Consider the following 16,712-nt stretch of genomic DNA (forward strand, 5'->3'; position numbering starts at 1 on the left):
GTTAGAAAACTAAAACACAAGATTCAAAGGAGAGAAGAAATGAAAGGATTTAAGAAGTTACTCACAGGCATACTTGCAGCAACTATGATCATGGGCGCAAGTATCACAGCAATGGCAACAGACGCACAGACAACAGCAACTACATCTATCACTATTACTAACGAGAACAACAATAGTGGTGAAGTTGCAAAAATCACTTATGATTACTATCAGATTTTAAAGGCTGATGTAAAGAATGTATCAAATGATGGTGCATTCCAGACAGGAACAGCAGCTTATTATGTAGAGAGTGAAACACTTGCAGATCTCTTAACTAAGACAGGTCTTTTCACAGTAACTAAGTCAGCAGATAACTCTCGTTGGAATGTTGAGCTTACAGATAGCAAGACAACAGCTTCTGATATAGTTGAAAAGCTTAACACAGAGGAATTCAAGAAGGCAGCTTCTGCACACGGCACATTCGATAACTTAGGTGCAGATAACAAGGCTACAAAGACAGCTACAGTTTCAGTTGAGCCTGGTTATTACCTTGTTCTTTCATCACTTGGAACAAAGGCAGCTTTACAGACACTTGGTAACGTAACAATCAACGAAAAGAATGAATATCCTACAGTTACTAAGGAAGAGGATAGAAAAGTTGATTCAATGTTTGATACAAAGACACCTATCAACTATACTGTAACAGTTAAGATTCCTGCTTCTGTAGAGAATAAGGACATTGTAGTTTATGATAAGGCTACAGTTGGTCTTACAATCAACCCAGCTGTAACAGCCACAGTTGATAATGTAGCTCTTACAGGCACTTATGCTTGGTCAGTTTCAGAAACTACAGATACACACGTTATTTACAGCCTTACAATTGACAAGGCAGTTGTTACAGCAAATGCAGGAAAGACAATTGTTCTTAAGTACACAGGTACACCTAATGAGAAGGCAGTAGTTCTTGTTCCTGAAAAGAACACAGCTTATATCAAATATGACAACTATACATCAGCTGAGACAAAAGAAGTTACAGTTGTAACTCTTGGATTTAATATCCTTAAGATTGACGGAGTAGATAAGAAGCCTCTTACAGGTGCTGAGTTTACACTTTGGGATGCAGAAAAAGGTGGCAATGAGATCAAGCTTGTATGGGATGCTAAGGCAAACGCTTACAGAGTTGCAAATGCTGAGGAAGCAGCAAAAGCAGTAAATGTAGCAGTTGACGAAAATGGTGAGGCTACTATCATTGGTCTTGATGCTAAGCAGTACTACCTTCAGGAGGAAGTTGCTCCTACAGGATATAACCTTCTTACAGTAAGAAAGCCAGTAACAGTATCAGAGACAACTGAGCTTCAGACAATTACAGTTGAGAACAACTCAGGTTCTGTTCTTCCTTCAACAGGTGGCATCGGAACAACTATCTTCTACATCTTTGGTGGTGTACTTATCCTTGCTGGAGTAGCTTACTTCATCCTTCGCAGAAAGGCATTGGCTGAGTAATCGACCCGGTTATTGAAAAAAGTTAATTTGTTTTATTAGTTTTGACGATAAAAATATATATTTGAATCTTGTTTTGCTGTATTTTCCGAAAGAGCCGGGGCTCTTTCGGGAAGTACAGATTTGATTCAAAAAAGTTTGTTTTATCGCTGATGGAATTAGGATGAATAAAAAGCTTAAAAAGCAATTACCAAACATAATATTTGGGCTGATTTTTTTGGCGGGACTTGCGATATTCCTGTATCCTTCAGTTAGTAATTACATCAATTCAAAAAATCAGAGTAGAGCGATATCCAATTATGAAGAGGCCATGGCAGCCATTTCTGAGGAAGACTACACCAAATTCTGGCAGGCTGCTGATGAATACAATAAAGAGCTTGCTTCAAAGCCTTTAAACTTCAAGCTTACTGATGAAGAAAAGGCCAAATACGAAAGTATACTTGATCCTACGGGAACAGGTATCATGGGTTATATAGAAATTGAAAATATTGGAGTAAACCTTCCAATTTATCATGGAACAGAGGAAACTGTTCTGCAGGTGGGAATAGGACATCTTGAAGGTACCTCTTTTCCTACGGGCAAGACTAGTACACATGCTGTGCTATCAGGACACAGAGGACTTCCATCCTCTAAACTTTTTTCAGACTTAGATCAGATGATAGTGGGAGATACATTCCTGCTTCATATACTTGATCAGACTTTTGCCTATCAGATAGATCAGATAAATATTGTATTACCAGAAGAAACAACAGATCTTGCGATAGTAGATGATAAAGAATATGTCACGCTGGTAACCTGTACACCTTATGGTGTGAATACCCATAGGCTCCTTGTGAGAGCAAAGCGTGTTGATTATAATGAAGAAACAAAGCTTATTGTTCCGGCAGATGCTACAAGATATGGAAATATAGTGGTAGCACCATTTATCGGAGCACCTATACTATTGATTGCTTTTATAGCATATATTATAGTTACATCCAGGTGGTTTAGGCGCAGAAAGAAAAAGAAGGCTTAAACTACGATTATGAGGAAGCTTTTATGAATATGAAACTATTGTGGCGAAAATTGAATATACCAGCTTTTTTACTGGTACTTGCCTTGTTTATATTGGGGCTGCCGCTTCAGGTAAGCGCTAGAGGTCTTATTGATCTTTCTGTTCCTGGAGATTTATCCCTTGTGTACAGATGTGAAGAGACTGAGGGCAGTAGTAACTTTGTTACTATTTCCGGCGCTGATGTAAGTATTTATAAAGTGGCCGATATTAGTGCAAATGGTGAGTTTACTCTTGTAGATACTTACAGTAATATAAGTAATTTCCCTGTTACGGATCTTAATACTATTAAGAGTCAGGATACATGGAAAGAGATTTCTACATCAATTGGTGGATATATATATCAGAATAATGTAACTCCTTCTTATACTGTTACTACTGATGAGAGTGGTCTTGCTCATTTCCAGGGCATAGAACTTGGATTATACTATGTAGGCGGTGTTACAAGACGAGTTGATGATTGTATTTATTCATTCTCATCTTTCCTTGTTTCTGTACCAGGACTTGACGAGAATGATGAGTGGGTCAATCCTGTATATGATGTAATTGGACTTGTAAAGTGTAGCAGGACTTACCTTCCTCACGAGATTACTTATGAACTGCTAAAGACTTGGGATGATGCAGGCTATGAGAACTATAGACCAGCATCGATCACAGTGCTTATCTACTGCGATGGAGTTCTTTTTACAGAGGCAACTCTTGATCAGAGTAATAACTGGAGATTTACATGGACCTACGAAGAAGGTCATGAGTGGACCTTTGCCGAGATAATAAATGGCAATATTCCTTATACTAATTCAGTAACTGTTAGCGGAACTACCTTTAGGATTACTAATACTTATAATCCGCCTGAGACTCCGCCAGAGACACCAGAAACACCAGATACTCCTGGTGAGCCAGAACTTCCTACACTTCCTGAAGTTCTCGGCGCTATAAGAGATCTGCCAGAGGTTTTAGGAGCAAGAAGGCTTCCTCAGACAGGCCAGTTGTGGTGGCCAGTACCTGTTCTTTTGATAGTTGGGGTGATATTTATATTCAAGGGAATCAGGACAAACAGTAAAAATGCTTAAAATATAGAACGCTATTGTGGGGAGAAATTCTTACAATGGCGTTTTGCGTTTACTATAGAAAATAGGAGATTGTTTTGAAAAAGAAATCTGGATACATATATATTGCTGTTGGAGCCCTGCTTATTATTCTGGCAGCTGTTATAGTAAATAGTAATCTAAAGGAAAATGCTGATGCTGGAGATGCATCGGATGAATACCTGAGCGGAGTTATAGCACAAATGCCGGGTACAGTACTTAATTTTTCTGGAGACATGCCAGTTGTGGATGTTGATGGACACAGCTTTATTGGCACAGTACAGATTCCGGCTTTGGGACTTCTTTTACCAGTTCAGAGCGAGTGGGACAGTAAGGCTGCAAGATATGCTGTGTGCAGATATAAGGGCTCTGTGTACGACAATGATCTTATTATTGCCGGACATAACTATACTGAGCATTTCGGAAATCTCAATCAGCTTAGTACAGGTGATGATGTTATTGTCACAGATATGAATGGTCGAAGCTTTTATTATAAGGTAGCAAATATTGAAACTCTTGGAGCTTACGATGTGGATGAGATGGAAGCTGGAGAGTGGGACCTGACTCTTTTTACCTGTACTATAGGAGGCGCAAATAGAGTTACAGTAAGGTGCGAAGCAACAGGTGAGATGACAGAAATCGGAGAAGTGCCTGATGTTATTGACGCTGCGGAAAAGAGTAAACATATCAGGAAGTGACTTTTAGAGTTATATAGTCTCAAGTATTTAAAGTAATTTTATATGGATATATTATATGGAGTAGCTGTCAAAGAATTTTTTGTCGTCTCCATCATTTGTATATAAAGCAATTAATCATCTGATCCGATATAATAGATATAGAAAATTCCTAATATTCATAGAATTTTTAGCACTCTCGAGTGGACAGTGCTAATTTTCGTGATATAATGACTATACAGAAGGAGTAACTGTCATTGTACCTGTTTTAGAGATATCTTTTACCGGGTATGATAGATTTCCAAGGAGAGGAGATGATGCATTGTGATTATAGTTAAGATGAATGAGACAACTGTAGAATGTAGTATCGCAGCATCAGAACTTCATGAAATTGGTCTTACTCCAGAGGCAGTTATAGAGGGCGCAGAGAACACGACTTCCTTTTTTGCCCAGCTGAATAAAGAGGTTGGAGCGCAGCTTGATTATGATCCCGAGACTGAGGTCATGATGATGAGCAAGAACATGATGATGGATGGAAGCGTGCGTATCTTTGCTGTTAAGATGAGTAATCAGGATATTCAGAAGGCAACAGACCGCATCAGAGGCGCTGCCGAGACTATCCTTAAGATGCTGACTCAGGAGAGGGTAGACGAGATCAAGGCCAAGACTGGCAGGGATAAAGGTGTTGCCCTCAATGAGGTTATTACTAACGTAACAGATACCATCAACAGGATTTATGGCAGAGATGCGGAACTTGATAGCGGCATGGAAGGCACACAGGCCATGTACCAGCCCCTTACAGAATATGCCCGCTATATGATGGAGTTTGACGAGTTTGAAGAGGCCAAGAGATTTTCCAAGGTTGTTCAGAGGCTTCCAATCGTTGATTCAGCTCTTTATAAATACAAGGGGCGTTACTATATGTTGGCAGGGCTCATGTCTGCTGATGAGAGCATTATTTATGAGATGAGAAGAGCAGGTGTTGAGTATTCCCAGATGCTTACTGTTAATTCGCCTGAGGCTATGTTCATAGCTGAGCACGGAGATTGCATCATTGGAGAGGATGCGATAGTACACTTATCAGACCTTGTTAGATGAGACAGACCTACATGGAGAATAAACTTACAGTTTTTAATTTTACAGGTGTTTATGAATCAGAGAGCTTTTATCGAGGTGATAAAGGCTCTTATCTTTGTGATTTTCTAGATCTGAAGAATATATCAGGTACCAACTGTTTTTGTGATGACTTTGCAAGGGAACAGATTCGCGGTCTCATAGCTTCAAAGGGCATCAGCCCAAATGGAATCCACTTTATCGATAATGGGAATTATCACTATATGTCGGCCATTATGCTGGAGCAGGTAAAAGAGCCATTTTCCCTTGTGGTCCTAGATCACCATCCGGATATGCAGGCCCCGATGTTTGGAGATATTTTATCCTGCGGCGGCTGGGTTCTTGATGTTATCGAGAAAAACGAATTTGTCCGGGATATTCACGTTATTGGTGCTGATAGGGGGCTAATAGATAAGCTTGATGAAAACGCTCGAAACAGGGCTTTATTTTACGATTCAACAAAGGGAGTAGATCCTCAGTACCCAGTGTATCTTTCAATTGACAAGGACGTATTGACAACGGACGAGCTTATTACCAACTGGGATCAGGGGCAAATGTCAGCGGATGAGCTTTTATCTTTTGTAAAAGAGATGCTTTCTACTCGAAATGTGATTGGTGTTGACGTATGCGGCGAATGCGCTCCTGATCAGGAGGGAATATCAGTGGATACTGAGATTAAGCGAAATGATAAATTCAATATTAGGTTACTAAAAGAAACGTAATATAGTATAATATGATATAGGTGTCAAAAGTCAAAATGCGTACATGCTTGCATGTAGAGGATGGGGAATATGGAGAAAAGATTCAGGGAATATCTCAAACACTTTGAAAAGCTCGATTATGATGTTCTTTCCGATGAGGAGATAATGGATGAAAAGACAAATCTCCAGGTTAAGACTTCTATTTTGCACCAGGAACTTGTCAGAATCCTTATTGGAATCGTTGGTTTTCTTATCTGCGCCAGTATTTTTTTGTCAGCAGGACTTCTTGGAGGAAAAATTATTAGCTTCTGTTTGGCCGCTATTATGGCTGTTTTGGCGGCTTACATGACCATGAGATACAAGATTATTGCAGATGTTATAAAAAAATTAGAGATGTTTGTAGACAAACTCTCAATGTTGTGATAATATAATTTTTGTCGCTCGCAGGAGTGGCGGAATGGCAGACGCGCATGGTTCAGGTCCATGTGTTGGCAACAACATGAGGGTTCAAGTCCCTTCTCCTGCACTAGATTCAACTAGAGCGGCTGCGAATTCAATATGGTTTGCGGAAGTGTCGGAATTGGCAGACGAGCAAGACTAAGGATCTTGTGATGCTTACATCGTGAGGGTTCAAGTCCCTTCTTCCGCACGAAACAAAAGGATCAACTCGAAAGAGTTGGTCCTTTTTGTTTTGTGCGGAAGGGGACTCTCACCCAGCAGCTTCGCTGCGTGGGTTTCCTGGCAAAAGCTGCGCTTTTGTCAGGACTAGGTGCCTGCGGCACCGTCGCAAGTCCCTATCTTCCGCGTTGCTACATACTAGGCTCGAAAATACCTCGCCAAGTGCTCTGCTCAAAGTCCCATCTCGTCAATTCTGCCGCAGTTCCATCTTCCTTGGTAGGATCGCACAGCCAAAATGGACCACTGACTCCGTCCCCAGGTACCATTCTGGCTACTTCTGCACAGGGGGAAAATATGGTATTATACAATAGTTGAAATTTGATTAAATGAGGTTTTGCGGGATGGATTTTTTTTCGCTGGCATATATATTATTTGTTTTAATAGCACTTATTTTTTACTACCGACTGCCTGAGAGGTTTCAGTGGGTAGTTTTGCTGATAGCCAATATTTCTTTTTATCTGATCTGTGGCAAGTGGAACATCATTTTTATTCTGATAACTTCACTTAGCGTGTGGCTTGGAGGCAGAAAACTAAGTGATTTGTCAGCGCAGCACAAGGTTTTAAAGAAGAACAAAGAGCTTACCAAAGAGGATAAGAAGGCTCTCAAGAATAGATTCCAGAATAAAAAGAGGCTTGTACTCTGGCTTGTTCTTATTCTTAATCTTGGAATACTGGCGCTTATCAAGTACTTCAAGGTATTTACTCCTGTTACAGGGCTGCTTCTTCCTCTTGGAATTTCTTTTTATACCTTTCAGGCAATCAGCTATATTGTCGACGTTTATGGGGATAAGTACCAGGCGGAAAAGAACTACTTCAGATTTCTCTTGTTCGTATCCTTTTTTCCACAGCTGATCCAGGGACCCATCAATAGATATGACAAACTAGGGGAGCAGCTTAAAAGAGCCCATAAGATAGATGGCGAGAGGGTAAAGAAGGCACTTATGCTCATTCTTTATGGCCTGATGAAAAAGTATGCCATTGCAAATATGCTTGTAGACAGCATTGAGGCTGTGATCAGTTCACCAGTTGATGTTGTGCCAGGTGCGCTTATTGCCTTTGCAATACTTATGTATTCCGCTCAGCAGTATGCGGATTTTTCAGGCGGTATTGATATAGTGCTGGGAGTGGCGCTTTTATTTGATCTTGAGATGATGCCAAACTTCAGACAGCCATATTTTGCCACATCTTTGGGAGATTTCTGGAGAAGATGGCATATTTCTCTTGGAGCATTCATGAGAGATTATGTTTTCTATCCTTTTGCGCTTTTAAAGCCTATGCAGAAGTTTGGAAAATGGTGCAGCAAGCACTTTGGAAATCACTTTGGAAGAGTGCTTCCTGCTGGAATTGCCAATATCCTGGTATTCTTCCTGGTGGGCCTGTGGCATGGAGCAGAGAGTCACTACATTTGGTGGGGACTTTATAACGGTATCGTGATCGCCCTTAGCGATCTTTTAGAGCCTGCATTTAGCAAGGTTTTCCCTGCACTTCATATTAAGAGTGACAGTAAGGGAGTACATATATTCAGGATCATCAGAACCTTTATCATAGTTAATATTGGCTGGTATTTTGACAGGATTGAGGACTTTGGCCAGTGCATAGCAAGCCTTGCAAGAACAGCCTTTCATTTTAACCATGTAGAGTTTATGTGGAGTTTTGGAAATGTGCTCCTTAATCCAAATGCTGCCGATTCCTCATATGTTCTTGGAGGAATGGCCCTGGCAACAATTTCCTGCATCATCGTGTTTGTGATCAGCGTATTGTTTGAGAGTGGAGTGGACGTTTTTGGACCAGCTTCATCACGGAAAACTGAGACGCATGAAACTAGCGGAGCAACTGGAGCAATTACAAAAGTGGAAAGCGCAGACAATTCTGTGGATATTCGCAGGATTTTCCTGTCACTTTTATTTATCTTTTTGATATTTATATCCTTTGTATTTATGACCTCAACAGGGGGATTTTTGTATGCGAATTTCTAATAAAGTAAAGGGTGCGGCCCTGTTTCTTGCCTTGTTCCTGGCGGGAAATGCCGCTTTATCTTTTGCCCTTAGACCCTATAGTGGATCTGGGGCCGAGATGTGGAGGGGCTTTAATAAAAAAAGTGACGTAGACATGGTCTTTGTTGGCTCATCCCAGTGTGTATGCGATATAAATCCAGCCGTTGTAGACGAGGTTACGGGCCTTTCTTCCTACAACATGGGAACCAACATGCAGTCAATTCAGAGCTCATTTATAGCGATTAAAGAGGCTGTTAACAGGAAAAATGTGAAGTCAGTAGTTCTTTTGATTGATCCCCAGACTCTTGAAATGGAGAGGGGCAGCAACTTTAGGGCTGAGCAGTGCTTTGTGAGAAACTTAAGTGATACTCTTCCTGTGTATGACAGATTTAGGACTATGAGTATTGTTTTTGACTCAGACTTTTTTACCAAACCTTATTCTATCAGCTACTTTTTCCCATGGACCTACGACAGAAGTTCCAGTATAGGCCTTAACATTAAGGAAAAAATAGAGGGCCGGGTTCTAAATCCTGATGAACACAGGGACGAGAATGGCTATAGCCCATCGGATGTTGTATATAGCACTGATTTTGTTCAGTCTGGTATTGAAAAGGCCAAGGAGTGGAGTCTTGAACATACGGACCTTCACGTTTTAAAAACTATTCCTGAGAATCTTGAGACGTTAAAAGATATTGCTTCATTTTGCAATAATCAAGGCGTGAAGCTCTATGTGGTATCTCCGCCGGCTTTAAATAATTTTACCTACTATGATTATTTTGGATATGTCGAATTTACAGAAACTGTGAGGGATACACTTTCTGAATATGGTTTGCAGTATTATGATCTTGCACTTCTAAAGGATGAGTATTTCGAAACACTCAGTCTGGGAAATTATAGAGATATCGGCCATATGAACAATACTGGCTCAACAACATTTTCAAAGATCATTGGAAACTTTATCCTGGATTCAGATAAGGACAAGGATATTAGCTATATGTTTAAGGAGTTGTATTACTGATGGGTAACAGGTATTACAGAAATGTACTTGAATTATTGGAAGAGCGCTTTAGACAGACTCCGGATGCTATTGCATTTGGCGATGATAAAAGAGACATCACTTACAGGGATCTTTACTATGGCGCCAGGTTTATTGGATCTTTTTTCTCCGACAAGATAAAGAGAAGAGATGCGGTGGCCTTCTATATGGAAAAGAGCTGCGATGCCCTTGTTGGCATGTTTGGAATAGTCTACGCAGGTGGCTTTTATTCTTTTCTTGATGTGAGACAGCCTGCAGGAAGGATCGACAAGATAATTGAAAAACTATCCCCAAAGGTCATTTTCACAGACTCCCAGATGCTTGAAAAGTCAAAAGAACTGACGATTCCCAAGGGGGCAGAGGTAGTTCTTTTGGACGAAATAATAAGCTACGATCCAGAGCGCGTTGATGACAGAATGCTTGAAAAAATTAGAAGTACAGCGCTTGATATTGACCCTCTGTACGTTAATTTTACAAGTGGAAGCACCGGAACTCCCAAGGGCGTTACGGTTTCACACAGGTCTGTCCTTGAATTTATAAGCTACTTTACAGATATTTTTGGAATTACAAATGACGATATATTGGGCAATCAGGCGCCCTTCGACTTTGATGTTTCGGTAAAAGATATTTATTCTGGCCTTATGACTGGTGCTAAGGTTCAGCTGATCCCAAGAGACTATTTCAGCAATCCTACAAAGCTTATGGACTACCTTGCTGACAAGAAGGTGACTGTGCTGGTTTGGGCAGTAAGTGCCATGTGCTTTGTGGCTATTATGAACGGCCTTGAATACAGAAAGCCTGAGGATATCAGAATGATCATGTTCTCTGGCGAGGTTATGCCTATCAAGCATCTTAATCACTGGAAGAAATTTTATCCTGATGCAACATACGTAAATCTCTATGGCCCAACTGAGATTACCTGCAATTGCACCTATCACATTTTGGACAGGGAGTACGAACTTACAGAGACTATTCCTGCTGGAAAAACCTTCCCCAACGAGCACGTTTTCCTTCTTGATGATGAGGATAAAGAGGTTACAGCGCCGGGTGAAGTTGGAGAAATCTGCGTAACAGGCACAAGCCTTGCTCTCGGCTACTTTGGAGATGATGAAAAGACAAAGGCTTCTTTTATGCAGAATCCGCTTAACAAGCTCTTTAACGAAGAAATGTACAGGACAGGGGATCTGGGGAAATTTGATGAGAACGGGCTTTTGTATTATGTATCCCGCAAGGATTTCCAGATAAAGCATCTGGGACAGAGAATTGAGCTTGGCGAAATAGAAGTAGCAGCCATGGCCGTTTCTGGCGTAGAAAGAGCTTGCTGTATTTATGATCATGACAAGAAAAAGATAGTTCTTTTCTATTGCGGAGACCTTGATAAAAAGGAGCTTGTAGCAAGCCTTAAGGAGGCGCTTCCACAGTTCATGGTGCCTACAGCAGTAAGGCAAATGGAAGAGCTTCCCCTTAATAAAAATGGTAAAATAGATAGACAGAAACTGATATCCGTTTATAAAGAGAAATGAGCATGCTTGATAAAAACAGATTAAAAGAAATTGCAAATGAATATGGAACTCCTTCCTACGTCTTTGATGTGGCGGGGCTCAAGGAGAGAGTGAGCAGTATCAGAGAAATTGTTCCTGATGGTGTAAAGCTTTGCTATAGCATAAAGGCTAATCCTTTCCTCATTCCTGCAATGGGAGAAGTTACTGACAGGCTTGAAGTGTGCAGCCCTGGGGAACTTTCTATATGCAAGTCTCTTGGTGTTAAGCCTGAGACAATAGTTTATTCCGGCGTCTGCAAGACCAAAGAGAACATAAGAGAAGCTGTAGAGTTTGGCTGCGGAGTTTATACTGCGGAATCTCTTTTGCATGTCAAATATCTAAATGAGGTTGCTATAGAACTTGGCAAAAAACTTCCTGTTCTTCCAAGACTTAATGCAGGAAGCCAGTTTGGAATGTCCAAAGAGGATTTATTTGTGCTTTTTTCCAAGGCTTTAGAATATAGCAATCTTGAGATTGTTGGAATCCACTATTTTGCTGGAACTCAGAGAACCAAGATATCTCATCAGGTAAAAGAGCTGACTATGCTCAGGGACCTTTATGATGAAGTGGAAAAAGAGTTTGGAATAAGGCTTAAAAGGCTTGAGTACGGGCCGGGACTTTCTTATCCATATTTTGTAGGGGATAGTTTTGAGGATACTCTGTCTCCAATGAAGGAGCTTGCGCCTGTTTTGGAAGAGGTAAAGAGCTGGTGCGACCTGACCATAGAAATGGGCAGATTTTTTGCTTCTGAGTGCGGCTATTATCTCACCAGGGTTATGGACATAAAGAGCAATAAGGACACAAATTATTGCATTTTAGATGGTGGTATGAATCATGTGAACTATCTTGGCCAGATCATGGGCATGAAGGTTCCTGTAATACACCATATTAAGGGCGAGGCAAAAGAAAATGCGGCTTCAGAAACTGAACTTGGTATCAGCGGCCGACTGCCCCAGGGAAGCAATGACTACGCCCTTTGCGGAAGTTTGTGCACCACAGCTGATGTGCTGGTTCGAAAAGTTTCTTTTGACAATTTAGAGATAGATGATATACTTGCATTTTGTAATATTGGTGCTTATTCAGTTACAGAAGGTATTTACCTGTTTTTGTCCAGAACTATGCCGAGAATTCTTTTGGCTATGCCTGATGGACAGATACAGATTGCAAGAGACTTCTTTGAGAGTAGCACTATCAATACGATAAGGTAACTAGAGAGGTTAATATGGAAGAATTATTAGAGCTTTTATCAGAAGTAAAAGAGGATGTGGATTTCGAGAATGAGGATGCACTTATCGATGATGGAATTTTAAATTCTTTTGATATTTTGCAGATCATCAGCGCACTTAATGAGGAATATGATATCTCAATTCCTGCTTCAGAAATTATCCCAGAGAATTTCAACTCAGCACAGGCCCTGCTTGAGATGGTTGAGAGACTTCAGGAGGACTGAGAAAATTTACGAAAAAAAGTTTGTAAATTTTTGTTGACGTTTTCTCTTATTCTTGCTATTATATACAAGTCGCCGCGAGAGAGCAGCGACGGGTTCGCGGAAGTGTCGGAATTGGCAGACGAGCAAGACTAAGGATCTTGTGATGCTTACATCGTGTGGGTTCAAGTCCCATCTTCCGCACGAAACAAAAGGATCAACTCGAAAGAGTTGGTCCTTTTTGTTTTGCGCGGAAGGGGACTCTCACCCAGCAGCTTCGCTGCGTGGGTTTCCTGGCAAAAGCTGCGCTTTTGTCAGGACTAGGTGCCTGCGGCACCGTCGCAAGTCCCTATCTTCCGCGTTGCAGTGAGACCCGGGAGTGGAACTAGGGGACGGGGTTAAGAGACCATTTTGTCTAATATCAAGCTAAAATTCCTATTTATTACAATTCAATTTGGATATAGAATAGTTGTATCGCTGTCTATTTAAGGACAGCGGGGTTATTGCACTATTCGGACGGATGACGCTTGAGTAAAAAAGGCTTTTATGAGCGGTTTGGATTTGCTAAAAGTCGTGGAATGACAAAATATATTGAAAAGTGAGCCAGCTGCTAAAACTTATTAGCAGGATGGAAAGGAAGCATTTCTATGAAATACACTAAAGAGCAATTATCAGCATTATTCGACAAATATATTAAAAAACTTCGTATCACGCCAAATTGGGATATAAGCCTAGAATTTGTGGAAGATAAAACATGGCGTAAAACCGGAGATTTTAAGATTGACTGTGACGACAAGAAGGCAATTTTGCTGTTAAACATTGAAAACCCCAAGCAGGAAAATCTTGAGGAAGTGATTATACACGAGCTAATGCACATTAAGATGTATCCCTTGGATCAGGTAACAGAATCTTTGATTACCAGCAATTTTGAAGAGGGGACACCTGCATGGAACTTTGCCTATAATCAGTTCTTCAATGCATTAGAACAGACGGTAGAGGAGATGGCGAAATGCTTTTTGTTCGAGTTTGGAGATAACAAAGAACTGTCTTATGGCCGATGCAAGACAATGAAATCCTTCAACGACCTATATGATGGACTTAACAATATTGAATAAGGAAAGGTATTGAGGTTCCAATTTGGCACCTCAAAATGGAGAATGACCATGAAAATTCTGGTTGTTGGTGGGACAAGATATTTTGGTATACCTATGGTTAATACCTTGCTCAGAAATGGGCATGAAATCACGATTGCCACGAGAGGCAATTCAAAACCTGAATTTGAGGGTCCTGTAGACTATGTAGTTATAGACAGAATGGATTCTAAAAGTGTTAAAGAAGCATTGGGGGGTCAGCATTTTGATCTGATAATCGATAAGATTGCTTACAGCTCCAATGATGTTAAGGCGCTTTTGGAAAATGTAAGCTGTGATAAATATATACAGATGTCTACATGCTCTGTTTACCCAAAAGAACATGCTGGTATCACAGAGGATGAGTTCCGACCTGAAGAATACGAACTTCACTGGATAGACAGGATACAGAACTATCAGGAGACCAAGAGGCAGGCTGAAAGAGCGATATTTGAGTTCATGAGCCCTGCCAATATTTCTTTTGTCAGATACCCGATTGTTATGGGCGAGAATGATTATACCGGCAGACTGGATTTCTACATAGAACACATCAGAGATCAAAAGGCCATGAACATAGATGATCTCGATAAGGAGAGGGCATTCATATGTGAGAAAGATGCCGGTGATTTTATCGCATATCTCGTTGATCATTTTGTACCTGGTCCCATAAACGGCTGTTCAAAAGAAGCAGTTAAAATATCAAGTATAGTTGAGTACATAGAAAAACACCTCGGTAAGAAAGCCATTATGAACCGACAAGGGGATAATGCTCCTTATAATGGCCTTGAAGATACACTTAGTTTTAATACTGAAAAGGCGGAAGCTATCGGTTATAGATTTCGTGAGCTGAAGGAGTGGCTGTATCCGTTAATCGATCTTCGTATAAAGAGCTTAGAGAAAGTAAAATAACGATAGCATTAGTAAAGTGAAGGTAATGTATGAAAGTTGGAATATCTGCATGCTCGGATGGGCAATTGAAAGAATGGGAAAAACAGAACGAGGAATTAGAAACTATCCTTTATGAACAGGGGATAGAAGCTACGTTCGCGAAGCATATCTACGCAAAGAAAGATGGCTATAGCGGAACAAATGGAACGGCTTCAGAAAAAAGCTAAAGCCGGCAAACTGATGTTAGATGAGTGAGGTACGAAGATGAAATATTCATACAAAGAAATGCCAGAACAGATGAAAGGAACATTTGGGGATTTTTCTCGTAACTTCGGATTTTCGTGGAAAGAATTTGTTGTTACAGTACCATCTCCGTTATTTCTTGTAACAACATATAAGGCAAACGGTCAGCCTAATGCCTGTATGCAGTCCTGGGCTACATTTACAAGCGCAGATCATGGTAATGGGTTTTATGCTATCCTTGCCAGCGTCAATAAAAACGGCCACTTATACACGAGTATCTCTGAAACCAAAGAAGCCGTTATCAATTTCATGTCGGCAGAATATCATGCCGCTTGTATGAGCACCATCAAGAACAATCAGTATGAGGAAGACGAGATCACAGCATCCGGGCTTACTGTAGAAAAGGCATCTTGGGTTAATGCACCACTGGTACAGGAATGCTTCATGAATCTTGAATGTAAGCTTAAATGGGAAAAGGAAATAGTTCCCGGTGATGACCATGCAATGCTTTGCCTGGAGGTGATCGGCCTTCATATCGATGAAAACCATTTACCTGACAGAACCGGAGAAAGCGGGATCCTATATAACATCCACTATCAGGTAAATCCCGAAAATGTAGGCAAAACCGCACATGATTACGCCGGAGTACTGCAAAAGAAAATTGATGTTATGGAGTATTAAAAAATGAATAAACCTGAAAATGGAGGGTTTAGGCAGTGAGCAAGGAGTTAACAGCACAAGAGAAAAAAGTGATAGAACAATATTCCGGTTTTCCGGAAGGAAAAAGATTGTCTTATACAAAAGCCAATGAGACGGAATTTATTATCACAATGCATTACTTACATAAATTTCTCAAGGATGGGGCTATTATTGCTGATATAGGTGCTGGTGGCGGAACTTATACAAAGGCATTGGCTGAAGAAGGACATAAAGTTGATGCTGTAGAACTTACACCGGAATATGTTAAGCAGATGAGACAAGAATTTGCAGGGAACGACCGCATCCGGGTGTTTGAAGGAAATGCGAGGGATCTGTCTTTCTTAAAAGATGATGCATATGATCTTGTCCTGCTTATGGGGCCGATATACAGTCTGAAAGATTTTGATGAAAGAAAACAGGCATGCAAAGAGGCTCTCAGGATTGCTAAACCCGGAGCGCCGGTATTTATAGCCTTTTGTCTTCAGGATGCGCCGCTTATTCATGAGATATTCATGTCTGAAGATCCGGCAGGTGAAATAACCACAATAGGTTATGATCATGAAAAGGCATTGGTGACTGATAATACAGGATCTTCAAGGATTCTTGATACGATCCGTGTGGTAGATGAATTGATAGACGACCTTTGCATAGAAACGAATGCTCAGAAAGTATGCCGATTTACACAGGATGGTATGTCCCAGATCATCAGCAAATATGTTAATTCGATGTCAGATGAATCCTTCGCTGAGTGGATCCAATATCTCATTGCAACCGCTGAACGTACTGACTTGATGGGCTACTCGGATCACATAGTTCAAGTAATAAAAAAATGAATCATGAAGAGAAACAAGATTCCTATTAAGAGGGGTTCCCTAAGGGGGTCCTTCGTAGGAGGGACGGAGTCAAGATACCATTTTGTGCAGAGACAAAAATGCTTGTTTTTGAAAGTTGTTACCCCTTTTGGCCTTTATTTT

17 protein-coding genes and 3 tRNA genes are annotated in these 16,712 nt (G+C 40.7%); all 20 read left to right on the plus strand.

Going from position 1 to position 16,712, the window contains the following annotated elements:
• Nucleotides 1-39: 39 nt before the first annotated feature.
• The 20 genes from G631_RS0103290 (at nucleotide 40) to G631_RS0103390 (ending at nucleotide 16,571) form a co-directional block, all read left to right on the plus strand.
• The gene (locus G631_RS0103290; protein ID WP_026488235.1) at nucleotides 40-1,482 is read left to right on the plus strand and encodes a SpaA isopeptide-forming pilin-related protein; all 1,443 of its coding nucleotides are present in this window, start codon (nucleotides 40-42) and stop codon (nucleotides 1,480-1,482) included.
• A gap of 160 nt (nucleotides 1,483-1,642) precedes the next feature.
• Entirely contained in the window at nucleotides 1,643-2,494 is an 852-nt protein-coding gene (locus G631_RS0103295; protein WP_026488236.1) for a class C sortase, read from the plus strand.
• A 23-nt stretch (nucleotides 2,495-2,517) separates the two neighbouring features.
• A complete protein-coding gene (locus tag G631_RS0103300) occupies nucleotides 2,518-3,600 on the plus strand; it encodes a Cna B-type domain-containing protein (protein WP_026488237.1) in 1,083 nt (360 codons plus the stop codon).
• Between the two features lie 74 nt (nucleotides 3,601-3,674).
• Nucleotides 3,675-4,313 carry a sortase gene (locus G631_RS17830; protein WP_051196782.1) on the plus strand — a complete coding sequence of 213 codons (639 nt, stop codon included), beginning with the start codon at nucleotides 3,675-3,677 and terminating at the stop codon, nucleotides 4,311-4,313.
• A gap of 300 nt (nucleotides 4,314-4,613) precedes the next feature.
• Complete coding sequence (locus tag G631_RS0103310) at nucleotides 4,614-5,387, plus strand: adaptor protein MecA (protein WP_026488238.1); 774 nt, start codon at nucleotides 4,614-4,616, stop codon at nucleotides 5,385-5,387.
• Nucleotides 5,388-5,398: 11 nt separating this feature from the next.
• Nucleotides 5,399-6,124, plus strand: a complete 726-nt coding sequence (locus G631_RS0103315; protein ID WP_155833864.1) for an arginase family protein — start codon at nucleotides 5,399-5,401, stop codon at nucleotides 6,122-6,124.
• Between the two features lie 69 nt (nucleotides 6,125-6,193).
• Nucleotides 6,194-6,526 carry a hypothetical protein gene (locus tag G631_RS0103320; protein WP_026488240.1) on the plus strand — a complete coding sequence of 111 codons (333 nt, stop codon included), beginning with the start codon at nucleotides 6,194-6,196 and terminating at the stop codon, nucleotides 6,524-6,526.
• A 20-nt stretch (nucleotides 6,527-6,546) separates the two neighbouring features.
• Nucleotides 6,547-6,629, plus strand: a tRNA-Leu gene (locus G631_RS0103325).
• Between the two features lie 39 nt (nucleotides 6,630-6,668).
• Nucleotides 6,669-6,752 (plus strand) — tRNA-Leu (locus G631_RS0103330).
• Between the two features lie 370 nt (nucleotides 6,753-7,122).
• Complete coding sequence (locus tag G631_RS0103340; protein WP_026488241.1) at nucleotides 7,123-8,757, plus strand: MBOAT family O-acyltransferase; 1,635 nt, start codon at nucleotides 7,123-7,125, stop codon at nucleotides 8,755-8,757.
• Nucleotides 8,744-9,793 (plus strand): hypothetical protein, encoded by a 1,050-nt coding sequence (locus G631_RS0103345; protein ID WP_026488242.1) that lies wholly within the window; start codon nucleotides 8,744-8,746, stop codon nucleotides 9,791-9,793. Before G631_RS0103340 ends, G631_RS0103345 begins: the two co-directional genes overlap by 14 nt.
• Entirely contained in the window at nucleotides 9,793-11,334 is a 1,542-nt protein-coding gene (locus G631_RS0103350) for an amino acid adenylation domain-containing protein (RefSeq protein ID WP_035789281.1), read from the plus strand. Before G631_RS0103345 ends, G631_RS0103350 begins: the two co-directional genes overlap by 1 nt.
• A 2-nt stretch (nucleotides 11,335-11,336) precedes the next feature.
• On the plus strand, nucleotides 11,337-12,560 hold the full coding sequence (locus G631_RS0103355; protein WP_026488244.1) for a diaminopimelate decarboxylase family protein: 1,224 nt from the start codon (nucleotides 11,337-11,339) through the stop codon (nucleotides 12,558-12,560).
• A gap of 14 nt (nucleotides 12,561-12,574) precedes the next feature.
• A complete protein-coding gene (locus tag G631_RS0103360) occupies nucleotides 12,575-12,802 on the plus strand; it encodes a phosphopantetheine-binding protein (RefSeq protein ID WP_026488245.1) in 228 nt (75 codons plus the stop codon).
• Nucleotides 12,803-12,898: 96 nt separating this feature from the next.
• Nucleotides 12,899-12,982: transfer RNA gene (locus tag G631_RS0103365), tRNA-Leu, on the plus strand.
• Between the two features lie 443 nt (nucleotides 12,983-13,425).
• Nucleotides 13,426-13,893 carry a hypothetical protein gene (locus G631_RS0103370; RefSeq protein WP_026488246.1) on the plus strand — a complete coding sequence of 156 codons (468 nt, stop codon included), beginning with the start codon at nucleotides 13,426-13,428 and terminating at the stop codon, nucleotides 13,891-13,893.
• A gap of 48 nt (nucleotides 13,894-13,941) precedes the next feature.
• Entirely contained in the window at nucleotides 13,942-14,817 is an 876-nt protein-coding gene (locus G631_RS0103375; protein WP_026488247.1) for an NAD-dependent epimerase/dehydratase family protein, read from the plus strand.
• A 29-nt stretch (nucleotides 14,818-14,846) separates the two neighbouring features.
• The gene (locus G631_RS20875; RefSeq protein ID WP_155833865.1) at nucleotides 14,847-15,023 is read left to right on the plus strand and encodes a hypothetical protein; all 177 of its coding nucleotides are present in this window, start codon (nucleotides 14,847-14,849) and stop codon (nucleotides 15,021-15,023) included.
• 37 nt (nucleotides 15,024-15,060) lie between these two features.
• Nucleotides 15,061-15,720 (plus strand): flavin reductase family protein, encoded by a 660-nt coding sequence (locus G631_RS0103385; RefSeq protein WP_013280303.1) that lies wholly within the window; start codon nucleotides 15,061-15,063, stop codon nucleotides 15,718-15,720.
• A 35-nt stretch (nucleotides 15,721-15,755) separates the two neighbouring features.
• Nucleotides 15,756-16,571: a class I SAM-dependent methyltransferase gene (locus G631_RS0103390; RefSeq protein ID WP_026488249.1), complete on the plus strand. Its 816-nt coding sequence runs from the start codon at nucleotides 15,756-15,758 to the stop codon at nucleotides 16,569-16,571.
• The last annotated feature ends 141 nt before the right edge of the window (nucleotides 16,572-16,712 follow it).

The sequence above is a fragment of the Butyrivibrio sp. XBB1001 genome (assembly GCF_000424505.1).
GTDB lineage: Bacteria > Bacillota > Clostridia > Lachnospirales > Lachnospiraceae > Butyrivibrio.

What these genes read in the sequence shown, in the direction of transcription:
- G631_RS0103375 (WP_026488247.1), top strand. Translation starts at nt 13,942, where the DNA reads ATGAAAATTCTGGTTGTTGGTGGGACAAGATATTTTGGTATACCTATG.
- G631_RS0103300 (WP_026488237.1), top strand. Translation starts at nt 2,518, where the DNA reads ATGAATATGAAACTATTGTGGCGAAAATTGAATATACCAGCTTTTTTA.
- G631_RS0103370 (WP_026488246.1), top strand. Translation starts at nt 13,426, where the DNA reads ATGAAATACACTAAAGAGCAATTATCAGCATTATTCGACAAATATATT.
- G631_RS20875 (WP_155833865.1), top strand. Translation starts at nt 14,847, where the DNA reads ATGAAAGTTGGAATATCTGCATGCTCGGATGGGCAATTGAAAGAATGG.
- G631_RS0103340 (WP_026488241.1), top strand. Translation starts at nt 7,123, where the DNA reads ATGGATTTTTTTTCGCTGGCATATATATTATTTGTTTTAATAGCACTT.
- G631_RS0103350 (WP_035789281.1), top strand. Translation starts at nt 9,793, where the DNA reads ATGGGTAACAGGTATTACAGAAATGTACTTGAATTATTGGAAGAGCGC.
- G631_RS0103385 (WP_013280303.1), top strand. Translation starts at nt 15,061, where the DNA reads ATGAAATATTCATACAAAGAAATGCCAGAACAGATGAAAGGAACATTT.
- G631_RS0103290 (WP_026488235.1), top strand. Translation starts at nt 40, where the DNA reads ATGAAAGGATTTAAGAAGTTACTCACAGGCATACTTGCAGCAACTATG.
- G631_RS0103360 (WP_026488245.1), top strand. Translation starts at nt 12,575, where the DNA reads ATGGAAGAATTATTAGAGCTTTTATCAGAAGTAAAAGAGGATGTGGAT.
- G631_RS0103295 (WP_026488236.1), top strand. Translation starts at nt 1,643, where the DNA reads ATGAATAAAAAGCTTAAAAAGCAATTACCAAACATAATATTTGGGCTG.
- G631_RS0103315 (WP_155833864.1), top strand. Translation starts at nt 5,399, where the DNA reads ATGGAGAATAAACTTACAGTTTTTAATTTTACAGGTGTTTATGAATCA.
- G631_RS0103355 (WP_026488244.1), top strand. Translation starts at nt 11,337, where the DNA reads ATGCTTGATAAAAACAGATTAAAAGAAATTGCAAATGAATATGGAACT.
- G631_RS0103320 (WP_026488240.1), top strand. Translation starts at nt 6,194, where the DNA reads ATGGAGAAAAGATTCAGGGAATATCTCAAACACTTTGAAAAGCTCGAT.
- G631_RS0103345 (WP_026488242.1), top strand. Translation starts at nt 8,744, where the DNA reads ATGCGAATTTCTAATAAAGTAAAGGGTGCGGCCCTGTTTCTTGCCTTG.